At 33.7% G+C, this 16,416-nt stretch carries 17 protein-coding genes; 12 read left to right on the forward strand and 5 right to left on the reverse strand.

The window, feature by feature from the left end; genetic code table 11:
* The 12 genes from BUC03_RS14225 to BUC03_RS14285 form a co-directional block, all read left to right on the forward strand.
* On the forward strand, positions 1 to 108 hold a 108-nt coding region (locus tag BUC03_RS14225; RefSeq protein ID WP_317041176.1), incomplete at its 5' end, for a JAB domain-containing protein.
* A 586-nt stretch (positions 109 to 694) separates the two neighbouring features.
* Positions 695 to 1,327 (forward strand): BfmA/BtgA family mobilization protein, encoded by a 633-nt coding sequence (locus BUC03_RS14235; protein ID WP_073153570.1) that lies wholly within the window; start codon positions 695 to 697, stop codon positions 1,325 to 1,327.
* Positions 1,293 to 2,327, forward strand: coding sequence for a MobB family relaxase (mobB, locus tag BUC03_RS14240; RefSeq protein ID WP_073153573.1), 1,035 nt, complete (start codon positions 1,293 to 1,295; stop codon positions 2,325 to 2,327). The genes BUC03_RS14235 and mobB overlap by 35 nt, the downstream gene beginning before the upstream one ends.
* The gene (locus BUC03_RS14245) at positions 2,324 to 3,760 is read left to right on the forward strand and encodes a type IV secretory system conjugative DNA transfer family protein (protein ID WP_073153576.1); all 1,437 of its coding nucleotides are present in this window, start codon (positions 2,324 to 2,326) and stop codon (positions 3,758 to 3,760) included. The genes mobB and BUC03_RS14245 overlap by 4 nt, the downstream gene beginning before the upstream one ends.
* A gap of 139 nt (positions 3,761 to 3,899) precedes the next feature.
* On the forward strand, positions 3,900 to 5,117 hold the full coding sequence (gene dinB, locus BUC03_RS14250) for a DNA polymerase IV (protein ID WP_027884456.1): 1,218 nt from the start codon (positions 3,900 to 3,902) through the stop codon (positions 5,115 to 5,117).
* Between the two features lie 2 nt (positions 5,118 to 5,119).
* Positions 5,120 to 8,125, forward strand: coding sequence for a DNA polymerase III subunit alpha (locus BUC03_RS14255; protein WP_073153579.1), 3,006 nt, complete (start codon positions 5,120 to 5,122; stop codon positions 8,123 to 8,125).
* A 216-nt stretch (positions 8,126 to 8,341) separates the two neighbouring features.
* Positions 8,342 to 8,851 carry a hypothetical protein gene (locus tag BUC03_RS14260; RefSeq protein WP_073153582.1) on the forward strand — a complete coding sequence of 170 codons (510 nt, stop codon included), beginning with the start codon at positions 8,342 to 8,344 and terminating at the stop codon, positions 8,849 to 8,851.
* A gap of 183 nt (positions 8,852 to 9,034) precedes the next feature.
* Positions 9,035 to 9,562, forward strand: a complete 528-nt coding sequence (locus BUC03_RS14265) for a hypothetical protein (protein ID WP_143159209.1) — start codon at positions 9,035 to 9,037, stop codon at positions 9,560 to 9,562.
* A 249-nt stretch (positions 9,563 to 9,811) separates the two neighbouring features.
* Entirely contained in the window at positions 9,812 to 10,060 is a 249-nt protein-coding gene (locus BUC03_RS14270) for a hypothetical protein (RefSeq protein ID WP_073153589.1), read from the forward strand.
* A gap of 5 nt (positions 10,061 to 10,065) precedes the next feature.
* On the forward strand, positions 10,066 to 10,608 hold the full coding sequence (locus BUC03_RS14275) for a hypothetical protein (RefSeq protein ID WP_073153592.1): 543 nt from the start codon (positions 10,066 to 10,068) through the stop codon (positions 10,606 to 10,608).
* 133 nt (positions 10,609 to 10,741) lie between these two features.
* Positions 10,742 to 11,317, forward strand: coding sequence for a hypothetical protein (locus tag BUC03_RS14280; protein ID WP_073153595.1), 576 nt, complete (start codon positions 10,742 to 10,744; stop codon positions 11,315 to 11,317).
* Between the two features lie 19 nt (positions 11,318 to 11,336).
* Positions 11,337 to 11,840 (forward strand): hypothetical protein, encoded by a 504-nt coding sequence (locus BUC03_RS14285; protein WP_073153597.1) that lies wholly within the window; start codon positions 11,337 to 11,339, stop codon positions 11,838 to 11,840.
* Positions 11,841 to 12,546: 706 nt separating this feature from the next.
* Here the strand turns inward: BUC03_RS14285 and BUC03_RS14290 are convergent.
* The 5 genes from BUC03_RS14290 to BUC03_RS14310 form a co-directional block, all read right to left on the reverse strand.
* Positions 12,547 to 13,461, reverse strand: a complete 915-nt coding sequence (locus BUC03_RS14290; protein ID WP_073153600.1) for a helix-turn-helix domain-containing protein — start codon at positions 13,459 to 13,461, stop codon at positions 12,547 to 12,549.
* Between the two features lie 17 nt (positions 13,462 to 13,478).
* Positions 13,479 to 13,727, reverse strand: coding sequence for an Atu4866 domain-containing protein (locus tag BUC03_RS14295; protein WP_073153603.1), 249 nt, complete (start codon positions 13,725 to 13,727; stop codon positions 13,479 to 13,481).
* A gap of 13 nt (positions 13,728 to 13,740) precedes the next feature.
* Positions 13,741 to 14,586, reverse strand: a complete 846-nt coding sequence (locus tag BUC03_RS14300; RefSeq protein ID WP_073153606.1) for an SDR family oxidoreductase — start codon at positions 14,584 to 14,586, stop codon at positions 13,741 to 13,743.
* A 255-nt stretch (positions 14,587 to 14,841) separates the two neighbouring features.
* Entirely contained in the window at positions 14,842 to 15,498 is a 657-nt protein-coding gene (locus tag BUC03_RS14305) for a hypothetical protein (RefSeq protein WP_073153608.1), read from the reverse strand.
* Positions 15,499 to 15,550: 52 nt separating this feature from the next.
* The coding region (locus BUC03_RS14310; protein WP_084112990.1) for an IS3 family transposase at positions 15,551 to 16,416 on the reverse strand (866 nt) is incomplete at its 5' end.

The following is a 16,416-nucleotide window of genomic DNA, read 5'->3' on the forward strand; positions in this document are numbered from 1 at the left end:
CAAAAGATTATCAAAGCGGGAGAATTATTAGATGTCAAAGTTCTTGATCATCTTATTATAACTCCTAATAAAGAGTATTACAGTTTTGCTGATCAGGGAATTTTGTAAAGTAAAATTTCGTTTATGATCTATTTAAATTATACGAATATTGATAGCGAGACACAGGAGCGTTTAATTTCAATTTCTAAAAAGGAAGTGCATCGACGTTAAGGTAAAGAATTGATGAGTTATGCTCAGAAACACATGTGAATTATGAGCAACTCCTACAAGAGGAAGGAATACGAAACCTATATACTTATCATTTTGTATTTGAGATGTAATTGCTAAATAACAACAAAAAAGCCCTTATTTAATTAGGGCTTTTTTAATGTTTAATAGACTGAAATTTGTATCTTTAAAGCATTGGAAGATAGAAGTTTTGGTCCTTTTATTTTTTGATTTGACTTTCCTGAACGACCAAATAAATAAGTTTTAATTCGTGGTTTTCGGTGACTGCCGGAGGTTTGAATTTTTGTCCCTCACGGGGACGAAAAGGAAAAGCAAGAGGATAACACGCGGAGCGGTGTTATAGCGATATGTTTTTTCTGAAATCACCTAAGAATAGGGGGTACGGTGATTGGTCAGATCGTGTACTTGCCTGTTTTTGCAGCAAATACCTTCGTGAGCCTTAAATACCGGGTAATTTTTACAGCAAATGGAACCTAAACCTTTTAAAAAGTACAAGTTCTCAGCGATTAATTTTAAAAAAGAGGTAGCGGATCAGTTCCGGATTTTCTCCAAGAAATTAGGGACTTCTCATAGTGATAGTTTAAAGGCTATGCTTCGATTTTTTGACATACACCAGCTTTCTCCTTATGAATCTTTAGGAAATAATATGGATACCTTGGAGCGTAGGTTAAAAAAAAGAATGAATGCAATGATCGCCATTATTAAAGATATTGAAAAAAGGCAAACCAAGCCTACTCAGGCTATGCTTCAATTGCTTTTCGAACAGGTAGCGGCTACCGATGAGAATACCCCGGATATTCAGGAAAGAGAACCATTCAACCCGTCTTCCTCTAAAGAAATTACTGAACTAAAGGTAGAAAAGGAAGCTCCAAGCCGGGAGGTTCCGGAAGTATCCTCTTGGGAAATAGCCTATCATAGTGAACAGGAGAGAAGTAAGATACTTTATGAATTATATACGGCGATCTCATCTAATGTTCGATACATCAAACCCGGATTAGGGAAGAATTATTTTCGTTTGGAAATGACCCCGAAACAATGGGAGAAAATTCAACAAAAAATAGAGTATGTATATCACCATCACACCACAGAAACTCGGTAGTCATTACCTGCAAAGTGCCGGTGATTTTGTAGACTACCTGGAAAAAGAAAATCAAGGGAAAAACCAAAATGAAATGGAGGCGTTTTTTGATCCATATGATGATAAAATTTCTGCAGAAGAGGTGAAAGTGTCTATCGATCAAAACACGGCTAAACTAAAGAAAAAAGAGCCTAAATTTTATTCGATCACAATCAATCCCAGCGCCAGGGAACTGGCACATATCGCTGATAAGCCTTCCGCCTTAAAAGCCTATACCCGAAGCCTTATGGAAAACTATGCCAAGGCTTTTCATAGGGAAATAGAGGGACGTAAAATTACGAAGGATGATATTCTCTATTTTGCAAAATTAGAACACCAACGTAGGTATAAAGGTACCGATAGTGCTGTCCGGGAAAATCGACCTTATATTCAAAAAATTGCTCGTTTACAACACGAGATGGTACTCATCAAAAAAGGCGAGATGGAAGGAAGTATTCAAACGAAACAGCAAAGCATTCAAGAACTTCAACAAAAAGCGCCGCATCAACAGCAAGGGAAGATGATCGAGGAGGGAATGATCAAAGAAGGGGATCAACGCCATATTCACGTGCTGGTGAGTCGAAAAGATCGATCGAATCGGTATAGTCTTTCTCCCGGAAGTAGGTACAAAGCATCAACGACTATACTTCACGGGAAAGAACTGAAACGAGGTTTCGATCGGGATCAATTTTTTAAAGCGGCAGAAGAAGTTTTTGATCGGAAATTTCAATACCGAAGAAATTATGTGGAAAGCTATCAAGCTCGAAATACTTTTTTAAAACATCCGGAAAGGTATTTTAAACAACTTCTTCGGCTTCCTGCACCAGAGAAGAAAATAGCCTTCCAACTGCTAAAAGAAAGAGGAGTGAAATTTCCCTTAACAACTATTCCCTTAACTTCCTCACAGCTCGCCGGAAAAATTATGGCGAAGCTTAAAAAAGGGTTTACGAAAGCCATCCATTCCGGATCTATTGAATTATGAGTATAGATATTGCTTACCTTTTCATTTATGTAGCTCCTCTTTTGTTCTTGGGAGTGATTTGTTGGGGACTCTTTACCGAAAGAATCACCCCAAAAGTCCCTGAAAAATATCGAGTAAAACTTAAGCTTCGTGGAGGACATTTTAAAATTCAGGATATCAGAAAAGGGGTTTCGATCATCGGAGCTGCAGGAAGCGGAAAAACCTTTAGTGTGGTTTATAATTTGTTGCTGCATTTTAGCAAGTATAAATTTTCTGGAGTTATTCACGATTATAAAGATCAGGAACTTACCGAGATTGCTCTACCTTTATTTAAAGCGGCAGGAGTGCGCTGTTATCCTGTTTCTTTTGACAGGGTTCAATACCGAATAAATCCCATCGCTCCTCGATATTTGCCGAATGAAGAGAGTGTCAATGAAGTGGCGAAAGTTTTAATGGAGAATCTGTTAGAACAAAATCTGTCTTCAACGAGCGGAAGCAATCGTTTTTTTACAGATGCAGTGGAAGGATTACTGGCAGGACTTATCTGGAAACTGAAATCAAGGTATCCCCAGTATTGTAGTTTACCCCATCTTATCGCTGTGTTTCAGTATTTAGATACGAAGAGCCTGGTGGCTTTTCTAAGTAGTGATCTCACAGCAAAAAGTATGGCAGGGTCATTTATCAATGGGGTTGATTCTGAAAAGCAAACCGCAGGAGTTAAAAGTACACTTGCTAATGCGTTTAAAAAAATCAGCTCTCAGAAAATGTTTTATATGCTCTCCGCTGATCAGATTCCCTTAGATATCAATGCAGTTGAACATCACGCCGTGATTTCCATTAGTAACAATCCGCAATACGAATCTGCTTATTCCCCGATTATTGCCACCATTATTCATACCATTACCAAGCAGATGAGCGTTCGACAGCGCGAGGGATCTTTCCTATTGATGGAAGAAGCTCCCACCATCAAATTACCACATATGCACCGTATTCCAGCAACTCTTCGAAGCTATAATATTGCTACGGTCTATGTGATGCAGGATAAGATACAAAATGATATGCTGTACGGAGAAAAGGCGAGTAAGGCGATTCTGAGTAATCTATCTTATCAGTTTTTCGGAAAGGTGAATGATCCCGATACGGCAAAGTATTATGAGCGCTTTTTTGAAATCATTAAATCTCCTACCAAGAGTGTGAGTAAAAGTAGTGGATTAACTTTACAAAGTAGGGTAACCAAAGGGGAGAAAGAGGTTTCTAAACGGAGAGCTCACGAGTTTTTTAAACTCAAAGCCGGGGAGTTTATCGCTTTTGCCGATGGTAAGGATCGAAAAATAAACTTTGATTTTCCTAAGCATACTCATGTGAATGAAGCAACGATAGACACTGTAGATCCTGAAGTAATAGGGGAATGCTACCAGAACATCTTCGCAGATGTAAAATCTATTTTTAAATAATATTCTCGCAATATGCTGGATACTCGTTATTTAGGACTTGTTAATTTTTAATTCAATCCTGACTGTTAATTTTCTTGTCAGAAATAGTTCATATTTATAATTTTGGAAAAAATCCTCTTAAAAGGAAAATATCCTAATTATGAATGCCAATTCAATACTTCATTTAGATCTTGATACCTTTTTTGTATCTGTTGAACGGTTAATTAATACGGAGTTATTGAATAAGCCGTTGTTAGTAGGTGGTTTGGGAGATCGTGGAGTGGTAGCTGCTTGTAGTTATGAAACCCGAAAGTTTGGTGTGCATAGTGGGATGTCGATGAAAGTTGCTCGAAATCTTTGTCCGGAAGCTACGGTGATCAAAGGAAATGCTTCTACCTACACAAAATACTCTCATCTGATTACCGAAATTATAAAATCTGAAGTGCCTTCTTTTGAGAAAGCCAGTGTCGATGAGTTTTATGCAGATCTAACAGGGATGGATCGTTTTTTTGGTACCTATAAGTTTGCAGGAGAATTACGTCAGAAAATTATAAGGGAAAGCGGACTGCCAATTTCCTTTGGTCTCTCTCAAAATAAGGTCGTTTCTAAAATTGCTACTGGCGAGGCTAAACCCAATAATCAAAAAATAATAGAAGTAGGTACTGAAAAAGGTTTTTTAGCGCCGCTTTCGGTGAAGAAAATACCGATGGTCGGAAATAAAACCTTTCAAAAACTCGTGCATCTTGGAGTGCATTATATTCATACACTTCAAGAAATGCCTTTGGAGATGTTGGAACGCGTACTTGGAAAAAACGGTAAGCTCATCTGGCTTCGGGCGCAAGGGATTGATCATTCTCCCATTATTCCTTTTCACGAGCGAAAATCTATTTCGATGGAGCGTACCTTTAATAAAGATACCATCGATGTTATACGACTAAAAGCAACTATACAGGCGATGGCAGAGAGTTTAGCTTACCAATTACGGAACGGCAATAAATTAGCATCCACCGTGACAATTAAAATTCGCTATTCTGATTACCAGACTTATTCGAAACAAACTAAAATTCCGTATACCAGTGCCGATCATATTTTGGTGCCTAAAGCTCTAGAACTTTTTCAAAATCTTTATCAACGCCGGGTATTGATTCGGTTGATCGGTGTTCGCTTGTCGGGAATTGTGGGCGGAAACTATCAAATTAATTTGTTTGACGATTCTGAAAAAATGCTGAATCTCTACCAATCCTTAGATAAGATTAAAAACCGCTTCGGCGAAAAGAGTGTGTTACGCGCTTCAACCTTAGGAACACGAACTATTGGGGGCGTACAAAACCCGTTTAATGGAGAACCGCCTATTGTCTTAGCTCACCGAAAGCAATAAATATGTATCTAAATTGTCATACTTGGTTTTCGTTACGCTATGGTACTTTTTCAGCAGAAGAACTGTGTCGATTAGCAAAGAGCAAGGGGATTTCAACCGTAGCGGTTACCGATATTAATAACACTTCCGCTTGTTTGGAGTTTTTAAAAATTGCTCCATCCTACGGGATAAAGCCTTTGGTGGGAATCGATTTTAGAAATGATCATCAAGCTTTGTATGTAGGAATTGCCAAAAACCGTCACGGTTTTTTACGGTTGAACCGTTACTTGTCAGAACATCTCCATCAGAAAAAGGCTTTCTCAGTCATCGCCCCGGAACTGGAGGATTGTTATTTTATTTATCCTTTTGAACAAGCGTTACAACTACCTGCAACCGCATTTCAACCACAGCGGTTGATTGGTGTAGGTATGTATGATTTGAACCGTTTTAAATTCTCAAAATTTAATGCAGAGGAGTACCAACAACATTTAGTGTTTTTATCAAGTGTAACGATTCGCAATCAAAAAGATTTTAATGCGCATCGCTTATTACGTGCTATTGATCTGAATACTTTATTAAGTAAACTTCCTAAGACTCAGCAAGCTAACAAAGCTCACCGCATGTATGCCCAAGAAGAAGTTGAAAAGCACTTTTGTGATTATCCATTTATACTTGAAAATACTCAGCAACTGATCGAAGGATGTAGGATAGATTTTGAATTTGGTAAAGGGCTCAATCAAAATCTGAAGGTCTATACTCGAAGTCAACAAAAAGACGAAGTACTGCTTCGGAAATTGTGTGATGAACGTCTAGAAAAACGATATCCTCATCCTTCAGCTTATGTACATCAACGCTTAGCCAAAGAACTTGATGCGATTATTCGGTTAGGTTTTGTGTCCTATTTTTTAATTAATCTGGATATCGTAGAATATGCCCGAAGCAAAGACTATCCGTTTATAGGTAGAGGTAGTGGAGCTAATTCTATTGTCGCTTATATTCTAGGAATTACCAATGTAGATCCTATTGAACTCGACCTTTATTTTGAACGTTTTATCAATCCTAACCGAAGTTCACCACCCGATTTTGATATCGATTTTTCTTGGAAAGATAGAAATGATGTTACTGAATATATCTTTCAGCGTTATGAACATACTGCTTTGATGGGAACCTATGTTACCTTTAAACAAAAAGCCGTTGCACGAGAACTCGGTAAAGTATTTGGTCTGCCAAAAGAAAATATCGATAAACTTGCCTCTGGATATTACCACTACTCGCAATTAGATGAATTGGAGCAACTGGTCGTGAATTATAGTGCCTATATCCAAGGCTTTCCTAACTATATCAGTGTGCATTCCGGAGGTATTCTCATTTTAAATGAACCCGTTGAAAAGTTTGCAGCCACCTTTTTACCTCCTAAGGGATTTGCAACTATTCAAATTGATATGAATATCGCTGAAGAAGTGGGGATCCATAAGTTTGATATTTTGGCACAACGCGGATTATCTAAAATTAAAGATGCCATTACGCTAATCAAACAGAATCAACCGGAAGCGGAACTGCTCGATATTGAAGACATAGAAGCATTCAAAAAAGATAAGAATATAAATCAGTTACTAAAAGTCGGTGACTGTATGGGAGTTTTTTATGTTGAATCACCTGCAATGCGGGGATTACTTACTAAACTACAAACCGATAATTACTTGAATTTAGTTGCTGCCAGTTCGGTGATTCGTCCGGGCGTTTCTAGTGCCGGGATGAAAGAAGAGTTTATCCAACGGCACCGTTTTCCTGAAAAACGAAAAGAAGCACATCCGGTTTTATATAAGATTATGCCCGATACTTATGGCGTGATGGTTTACCAAGAAGATGTGATGAAAGTAGCCCATCATTTTGCAGGATTAGATCTCGATGATGCCGATGTATTGCGACGTGGAATGAGCGGTAAAAAAACTTCTAAAAGTCAAATGGAGCGTATTGCGACTAAGTTTAGAAGTAACTGTAAAGCCAAGGGCTATCCTGAAGCGCTCACCGAAGAAATATGGACGCAAATTTCTTCTTTTGCCGGTTATGCTTTTCCGAAAGGACATTCTGCTTCTTATGCCGTGGAGAGTTACCAAAGCCTTTATTTGAAATGTTATTTTCCGTTAGAATTTATGGTGGCTGCTATCAACAACGGGGGCGGTTTTTATACGGTTGAAACTTACTTACAAGAAATACGAAATAAGGGTGGAGTCGTGCACCCTCCTTGTATTAATACAAGTGATCACCCAACCGTGATCAAGGGCAAAGCTATTTATTTAGGGTTGGGTTATTTAAAAGAATTAGAGCTTAAAACCATTCAGCGTATTTTAGAAAATCGAAATTTTTATGGGGCTTATCAATCTTTAGCTCATTTTTTAGAGCGTGTACCTATCGGAATTGAGCAAGTGAGTATTTTAATTAAGATCGATGCCTTTCGGTTTACCGGTAAAGATAAGCACGAACTTTTATGGAATGCTCACTTTATGATTCATCAACCTCAAGTACTTGAACATCAAGAACAGCTTTTTAGTAATCCGCCTAAGAATTTTGTATTACCCTCTTTTGAACATAGTTTTTTAACGCAAGCTTACGATCAGTTAGCAGTCTTAGGTTTTCATTTGTTTCACCCTTTTAAGTTATTAAAGCACAAAATCACTAGTAAAATGAATATCAACCGTATTCTCAACCGCTATGTCAACCGTAATGGTTTAGTGACGGTTGAACAACACCCAAGCGTCACGGTTTATGGATATTTGATCACGATGAAGGCCACTAGAACCAGTAAGGGTGAGTATATGTATTTCGGTACGTTTTACGATTATAACTTTACAATTTTCGATACGGTTCACTTTCCTAAGGTAGCGGCTCAATATCCAATTCGAGGAAAAGGGATTTATCGATGTACAGGAACTATTCAACTTGAATTAGGTTACCTCTCGATAACAATTAGCAAAATTGAAAAAATGGAATTATTGCAAGATCCACGATTTGTGAGTAGGTATTCGTAAATGTTAAGTTTCGATATTATAGGTTTTCACATATACAAGACTTAGAATTTGATTTGTTGTGCTAAATAATTGAATTTAGAAACTCCTATCAGGAGATTTAATTATGGTGGTACCACTCATCAACCTATGCTCTAAACGTTTAAACGAATTTAAGCAGATTATGCAGGAAGTTAAATACTAACATATTAAATTAGTTTTTGAAAAAGAATAAAATTTATGGAAGGAATAAGGGAATTTGAAAAAAATATTTTAATAGAGGTAGGTTTTGTAGAAAAAGTTACTAAAATAAGAGAACAATTTTTAAAAAATAATTCAGATGAAATTTTAAAATGTGACAAAAAAACGTTTATGGCTATGGTTGATCCCAAATATAATTTGGAACACAAAGGGGGTGGCGTATTTACATTAACAAAAACATTTAAAAATTTTACTTTCATACTAGAGCCTAATAAATATTCTGGAGCAGGCCTGCTATTTTATATTATTATTTTAAAAGACGGTATAGATCAGGATATCGGTTTTTCCCAATATGGTAGTGTACTTCGGTATTTACCTTATGACAAATCTAGAATTGAAAAAACCAACCGTACATTTGGATACAATGCTTTAAGTGAAATGAAAGATTATTTAAACCAGATGATTACATTATGGGAAGAATTTGTAGAAAAATACATTGAAAAACTAGAACTTGGCATCGAACCTCCCAATACGCCATATGAAGATTAATACCGTTTATTTAAAATTGTTCAAATTTCAGAATTATGTTAAAAAAATATACAAGACTATTTTTAAAATATATACTTTTTTATTTTCAGTATTATATTTTCTTGCAAACCCAGTTTTAGTGAAAATAACATTCGAGTAATAAATTCGGCGAAAAAAGGAAATGTAAAAAGTGTTAATGACTATTTGGAAAATGGAGGAGATCCCTTATTGCATTGTAAAGATTATAAATCAGGTGGTAAGGGGAGTTTTGGAGTACTTTATGATCTTCCTTTTAATATTAGCATTTCAAAATCTACAGACCTTTTAAAATTGTATTTAAAATATGATATACCTGAAGATGTAAAGTCTGAAATGTTCCAAACGGCCATCCTAGCTAAAGAAACTAAATTCATAAAAATTTTCATTAATGAAAATTCTGATGCCATAAATATTGCCAGTAGTTGTTATAGAGGCGACTTAATTAAAAACGAACTTAAAGAACTTTTACGTTTAGGATATGAAGTTAATAAAATAAATGAGAAAAGCGGTAACACTTTACTTATTGAATATGCCTATTGTCCAGTAAATGAAGATAGTAAAGAGCTTATTGAAACGATGAAGTTTTTAATAAAAAATGGTGCACGAACAGATATTAAAAACAATAATGGAAAAACAGCCTACGATGTAGCCGTTAATAAAAATATTAAAGAATTTTTGAAAGATTATAGATAATTTCATGAAATTGAAATCTACGCAGCTTTTAAAAATTTAGAAAAAAGAAAGGTCGAAATCTCAAATGCTTTATATTATAAAAGCTATAACAGTCCTCCTTACAAAATTGGAACTGAGACTATAGATAGATATTTAGAAGATGGTGAAATTTTTCACGTAGTAGAATTTGTAGGTCAAGACACGCCGGGGAATTTCGCAAGTACGTATAAGGTCAAATCGATAGATGAGCTAGGACAAAAACTAGCAGTTATGGAAAGTTGGAAGGATCCTAAAAAAGGTAAAATCGTTGTCAGAAGCTACAAAGTAAAGCAAGGACAAAAAATCCCAGTAAGAGAAGGAGTTATAGGTAGAGTTAAAGAAATAACACCAGGAAGTAAGTATGAAGGAAAATACTTAGAAGGTGGTTACCAACAATACGAATTTTTAACAAAATGGGAATATGACAATGAAAAATGGGAAGATTACCTAGATATGATTTCTGAAGACACTTTAATATAAAAATTATGATAAAATTTGAAATATTTAATAATCAAACTAGCAAAATTTGTCACTTGATTAATGACACTTCTCAAGAAATACATCGAATTTCACCAAAGTCTATTGCTTGGAATTCGAAGGGGAATTTTTATAAATTAATACCTTCTCAACCAGCTACAGCTATTATAATTGGTAAGGACTATTTACTTCTACAGTACAGAGAAAAAAGCGAAGAATATCCCCATCCTCATAATATGGTAATGTATAATTTTAACGCAGTTGTCGAGTATGTGGTAGAAGCTCCTTTTTTAAAAACCAATGAGGTAACTTTTAATAAGAAAAACCTACAAGCTAGTTTTAGTGGCTTTAAACGTTTAGATAGATTGGATAGTGAATCTCCTCACGAGATAAAAATAGACAATCAGCGCCATGTTTTGGTGTGTTTGTATGATAAAAAACACGGAACACCTTTAGATGACCGTGCAGGAAAGCCCCACGAGTTACAAGCCTTAAATGTAGAAACAGGAGAATTTCATCCTGCATGGTGTAAATATTATGGTAGATTATAAAAACCTAGAAATAGTCAATTCTTTCAACAAATACTTCTGGTGGTAGAAATCAATATGAATTCATAAATTATTGGGATAAAAATTGGAAAGATTTAATAGAAGAAGTAAGAAGTGAACGAAAAACATTAATAAAATGAAAGTTGAAATATATAATGTCTCGACTGTTGAAAAAGAATTTTACGGAGATACCAATGAACATTTTTTATATCATAAACTAAAAGAAGGTGAAATTCTAAAGTTAAATTTTTTTGAGGCTCACCCAAAATATATCAAATGGAGTTATAAGGGAGAAGAAATAGTAATAAATAGTAAAAAATATATGGAAGGTTTCTGTATGGATAACAATTACATCTATACAATAGATATCATAACTGGAGACCCTAACTCAAACAATATAATTATATATAATTTTGAAGGAAAAATTCATACAAAAGCTACAGCGCCATTTTTAAAAACACCAGAACTTAATTCTATCGAAGGAAATAAAAGACTAGCTGATATAGGTGGATTTAGAAGATTAGATAGAAAGTATGAAAATTCTTCCTATTTTTTAGAGATAAATGGAATAAGACACATATTAGTACTTTTGTACTATCAAGTTTCTGGAGATTTCTACGATAGAAGAGGAGAGCCTCATGAACTACAAGCCTTAAATGTAGAAACAGGAGAATTTCATCCTACTTGGTGTAAATATTATGGGAGAATGTAAAATAGTATTCTCAATATAAATGAAAGAAATAGATAGAATACATGAAAAAGTTTCTTTAGAAAAACCAAGAGGCAACAAAACGATTATTACTGTTGAAGGAATTAAAAAGCCTAAAGTAAAACTTAATATTATAAAAAATATTATAATCAGATTTTTACAAAATGATACACTAGAAGATAACTCCTCTCAATGGTCTACTCTTTTGCCAGAAAAATTTATTCAAATATTAAATTTAATAGATGAACATGATATAGGTAATGATGATTTTTTAGTTTTTTTAGAGATTGCAATTTACGATTTAAAAAATAGAAACTGGGAATGGTATAGTTCGAAATCTACTATAAATGGTTTTAGTATTGTTTTTAAAAATTCATTTTATCCAAAGTCTTTATGGTTGATTCATAGTTTAAATATCCCTCTTTCTAAAATATATATCAAAGATGATGTATTTGGAGATTATGAATTATATACTTTTAAAGATATAACCTCTTATGGCAAACTAGATGGCATTCAATTCGATTGATATAGAATGAAAAAAGATAAGGCGCATTCAGTTCTAACCTATTGCCGACGGTCTTTTATAATTACCCAGCTGAGGAAATTTAGAAAATAAAGATAGTAAAAAGAACTGACCATGACGCGTGAGCGCCTGTGTCCGCAGGACACGAAGCCACGATTGAAGATAAACCTTGTTGTCTAAAGTGCTTTTTCCGTTCAGATTTTCGATTCCACTTTACCATTTCTGAGCTTTTTAGTCAGCCGATTTCAAATTAACTTTTTGAAAATGAATTTTAGTTTTACTTTTTTCTCCGCAAAGATTATAGAAATAGAGTAGTGCTAAGAAAATTTTCTGCGCAACAATTGATCCGTTTCAGTTTATCAAGCTTGAGTAAGTTTAAGTCCGCTGAGTTCTAATTTTCTTTAGGATTTTAATCTTCTCTGCGTAAAGTTTTGCCAAACAGTTTTTCGTCTGAGTGATTTTTTATCCGTTTAGATTCCTCAAATTTCTTTAAGTTTTCGTCCAAAAAAGAGATTGTTTTGGAAATGAAACTTGAAGTTTACCACCCTGTAATTGTGCATTTTTGATAACGGTCTTGTATAAAAATCAGTTGCAGATTGGTTAAAAACTAAGATAGCTAAAATAACTGACTTTTATGCTTGCGCGGTTGTGTCCGCAGGACACAAAGCCGCAATTGTTGTTATACGGTGTTAGCGGTAGTACTTTTTACTCAATTAAAAGATTGTCTAAATTCAATAGGGGAAATATTAGTTTTGTTTTTAAATAGTTTACTAAATGACGCAGGATACTCAAAACCTAATTCATAGGCAATTTCACTCACGCTTAAATCGGTAGTTGATAATTTTTCTTTGGCTTTTTCAATTATTTTGTTCTGAATATGTTGTTTTGTACTCTGTCCGCTTACAATTTTTAATGTACTACTTAGATAATTAGGAGAAAGATTTAAATCGTTTGCAATTTGAGTAACCGTAGGAATTCCATTGTCCAGAATTCCATTGTCATCAAAATATAAGTTTAGTAGTTCTTCTAGTTTCGCTAATATTTGATGATTATTAATCTTTCTTGTTATGAATTGTCGCTCATAATATCGTTGAGCAAAGTTTAAGAATAATTCAATTTGAGAGATAATTATACTTTCACTAAACTTATCAATATTGGATTGATATTCCTGTTGTATGCTCTTTAGTAATTGTTCTAAATTGAGTTCTTCTTTTTTGGAAAGGAAGAGAGCTTCATTTACTGCATAGCCAAAAAAGTCATATTTTTTTATTGATTTTCCCAATTTTGTATTCCATAAAAAATCTGGATGTACAAGTAAAAGCCAACCAGATGCATTGACTTCTACATTTTGATTTATTTGAATCTGTAAAACTTGATTTGGTGCAATAAATGACAAAACACCTTCATCAAAATCATACTTTTGTTGTCCATAATTGAATTTTTCATTAACATTCCGTTTTAAACCAATAGAGTAGAACTCCTGAATCCATTTAATCTCTTTTGTGTCTGTAGGATAATTTACGTTACTGTAATCTACCAGACTAATTAAAGGGTGTTCAGGTTTTGGTAGATTGCAGTATTTGTGAAAATCGCTTATCGTTTTAAAACGGAATGTGTTTATCATTTGTTAAATATAAATTATTATTGTTCTTTATATAATATCATACCTGCGTGATAAAGAATGCCGTTTTTAAATTCTCCATCTGCAGTAAAACCTGTATCATCCTTATAATCAATGTGGTTTACAGTTATCCAATAATCACCTTGGTATGCACTTTTTTGGTTTCCTCTGGCTTCGTCATAACGGTTGTTTGGTAGTAATTCGTGACGTATGTTTCCATCCTTGGTTACCCATATTCCAATATATTCTTTGGTTTGTTCTATTGTCATTTGAATTTAAAATTTAATTTTTAAATCCTGTAGATATTCCTAAAGTTCTGTTTTCTTCCATAGCTTTCTGGATTGTATCTATTTTAAGGTTAGCATAATGATGTGCATCCTTTCCCATAAAAAAATGAACTGGTGGATGCTCTTGTTTACTCAAAGTAATCAAAACTTCAGCACCTTTTTCTGGGTCGTTGGGTTGATTACCATTAATTTTTTTTAAATGTGCTTGTTCCATTTCACGAGCTGTTTTATAATCTTCAATTGGATTATTAGGTGTTTTAACAGAACCTTCTGATAAAAAATTGGTTCTAAAATATCCTGGATATACCAAAGTTGTATATACTCCAAATGATTTCATTTCTTCTGCTAAAGCCTCTGTAAAACCTGCAACAGCAAATTTAGAAGAACAGTAAATACCGAAACCTGCAAAATTTCCTGTATAACCACCTATAGAAGCGATATTAAATATGTGTCCAGATTTTTGTTTACGTAAATACTGTGTAGCATTCCTAATTACGTTTAGAGAACCAAACACATTTACTTTAAAATTATCTTCTACTTCTTTTGCTGAAAGCTCTTCTAAAGTTCCAATTTGGCTGTAACCTGCATTATTAACTAAAACATCAATTCTACCAAAATGACTAATCGTAGCTTCAATAGCTTTCTTAACATTTTCATTTTCTGTTAAATCCATTTGAATTGGTAAGAATTTTTCATTCTCTTCTCCAATTTCATTAATTAAGGCTTGTTTGTTTCTTGAAGTAGAGGCAACATTATAACCTTGTAAAAGAAGTTTTTTGGTTAATATTAACCCTAAACCTTTAGATGCTCCTGTAATAAACCATACTTTTTTTGTGTTCATATTCTTAAATTTAGATTATGGTACAAAATTGACTTATTCCAGCACTTTTCATTTTTCCAAATCTAAGAATGATATAGTCAAATCTATCTATCTGAAGATTTTTGGTCGTATTACCGCTAACGGTCTTGTATATTTGTCAGTTGTGGGAATTTAGGAATTAAAGATAGTAAAAAGAACTGACTTTGACGCGTGAGCGTCTGTGTCCGCAGGACACAAAACCACAATTGGAAATATACGTTGTTGTGTGTAGTTATTTTATGTTTTTACTTTCTTTCCCATTATATATTTTCCTGCTTCAATAAGTTGTCCTTTATTATTCCACAATTTATATTTTCCGTGATAAGCTGAATTGACATCAAGGTTAAATAAATTCCCAAATTCTGTACTAAAAATTTCGTAACTACTTTTTATAGATTTATAATTCTTGTCATAATAAGTTTCTATTTTTGTCAATGCACCTTTCTCATAATAATATTTTACTTTATCAAGTTTTACAAAGCCGTTTATTTTCTTTTTAACTCCAGTTTTATAGTTTTGATTGTAATGTAATTTGAACTTTTTAATTATCAATTCATTAACATTAGTGAATTCATCGTTTTTATGAAATTTACTTTTGTAAGAATTGCTATTAAATTCTAAATTGATACCATTTTCTAAGACATCAATTAAACTGTCTTCTTCGCTATATACTTCAGAATAATATTCGATACCATTTTTTACTTTTCCTTTATAAATAAAAATTGGATCATCATTTTTGAAAACTGTATTTCCCTCAAATGGTTTCCAACTATTTTTGTGAAATATTATTTGTTTTTGTTCTATAAGATTTGGTTCCTCAATTAATTCGGATTGTGTTTGAGCAAAAGCACATAAACTGAATAAAAGTAATAAAGCTAAAATTATCTGTTTCATTGTATTATACTGAAATAGGTTGACTTTTTTTTTGATAGCTATATTTTAATATTTAGATGTGGAGTTGGTGTAAATTTACATTATTTTTTCGATAAGATCTGTATTGGATGTTCGGATTAAGATGAACTTCTGCAGGTTTTCTTAAGTTAAGGCTAAAATGTGCTCTAAGGTTATTATAGATATATACTGCTTGTTGAGTTAACTTTTGTGCTAACTCTGTGTTTTTAATAGTTTGTTTTAAACCGTATTCGTGTTTTAGTGTTCTGTTAATACGTTCAGCAACTGCATTTTCGTAAGGATCATATTGTTCTGTCATACTCAATGTAATATTATTATCTTCTGCAAACTGCGTGTATTTAGGGTTGCAGTATTGGAAGCCTCTATCAGAATGATGAATGAGTTTTAAATGAGGATATTTTCTGTTTTTAATAGCCATATCGAGCGCTTTTGTGCAAAGAGATGTTCTCATATGGTTATCGAGATTATATCCCATAATTTGCTTAGAATAGGCATCTGTAACTAAAGCAAGATAGTTGTGTCCATTTTCAGTTTTAATATAGGTAATATCACTTACCCATAGTTGTTCCGGTCGGGTAGGGACGTGGTCTTTTACTAGGTTCTTATATTTTTTGTACATATGGTTTGAGTTAGTCGTTGTGATGTAATTTTTGGTTTTAGGAACGAGAAGATTATTTATTCTAAGGAATCTATAGAATTTATCTCTACCGATCTTAATATCAGCGTTTATGAAATCCTGTTTTAGTTCCGTATAGAGTTTAATACCACCCGTTTTAGATCCTACTTTTTTACGGTAGTCCTTGACCATTTTAATAAGCTTTTGCTGGTCTATTTCTTGTTTTTGTTGAGCTTTGATTCTTTTGTAGAAGGCTTGTTTAGATATCCCAAAACATCCATAGA

This window comes from Mesonia phycicola, from assembly GCF_900141885.1.
GTDB lineage: Bacteria > Bacteroidota > Bacteroidia > Flavobacteriales > Flavobacteriaceae > Mesonia > Mesonia phycicola.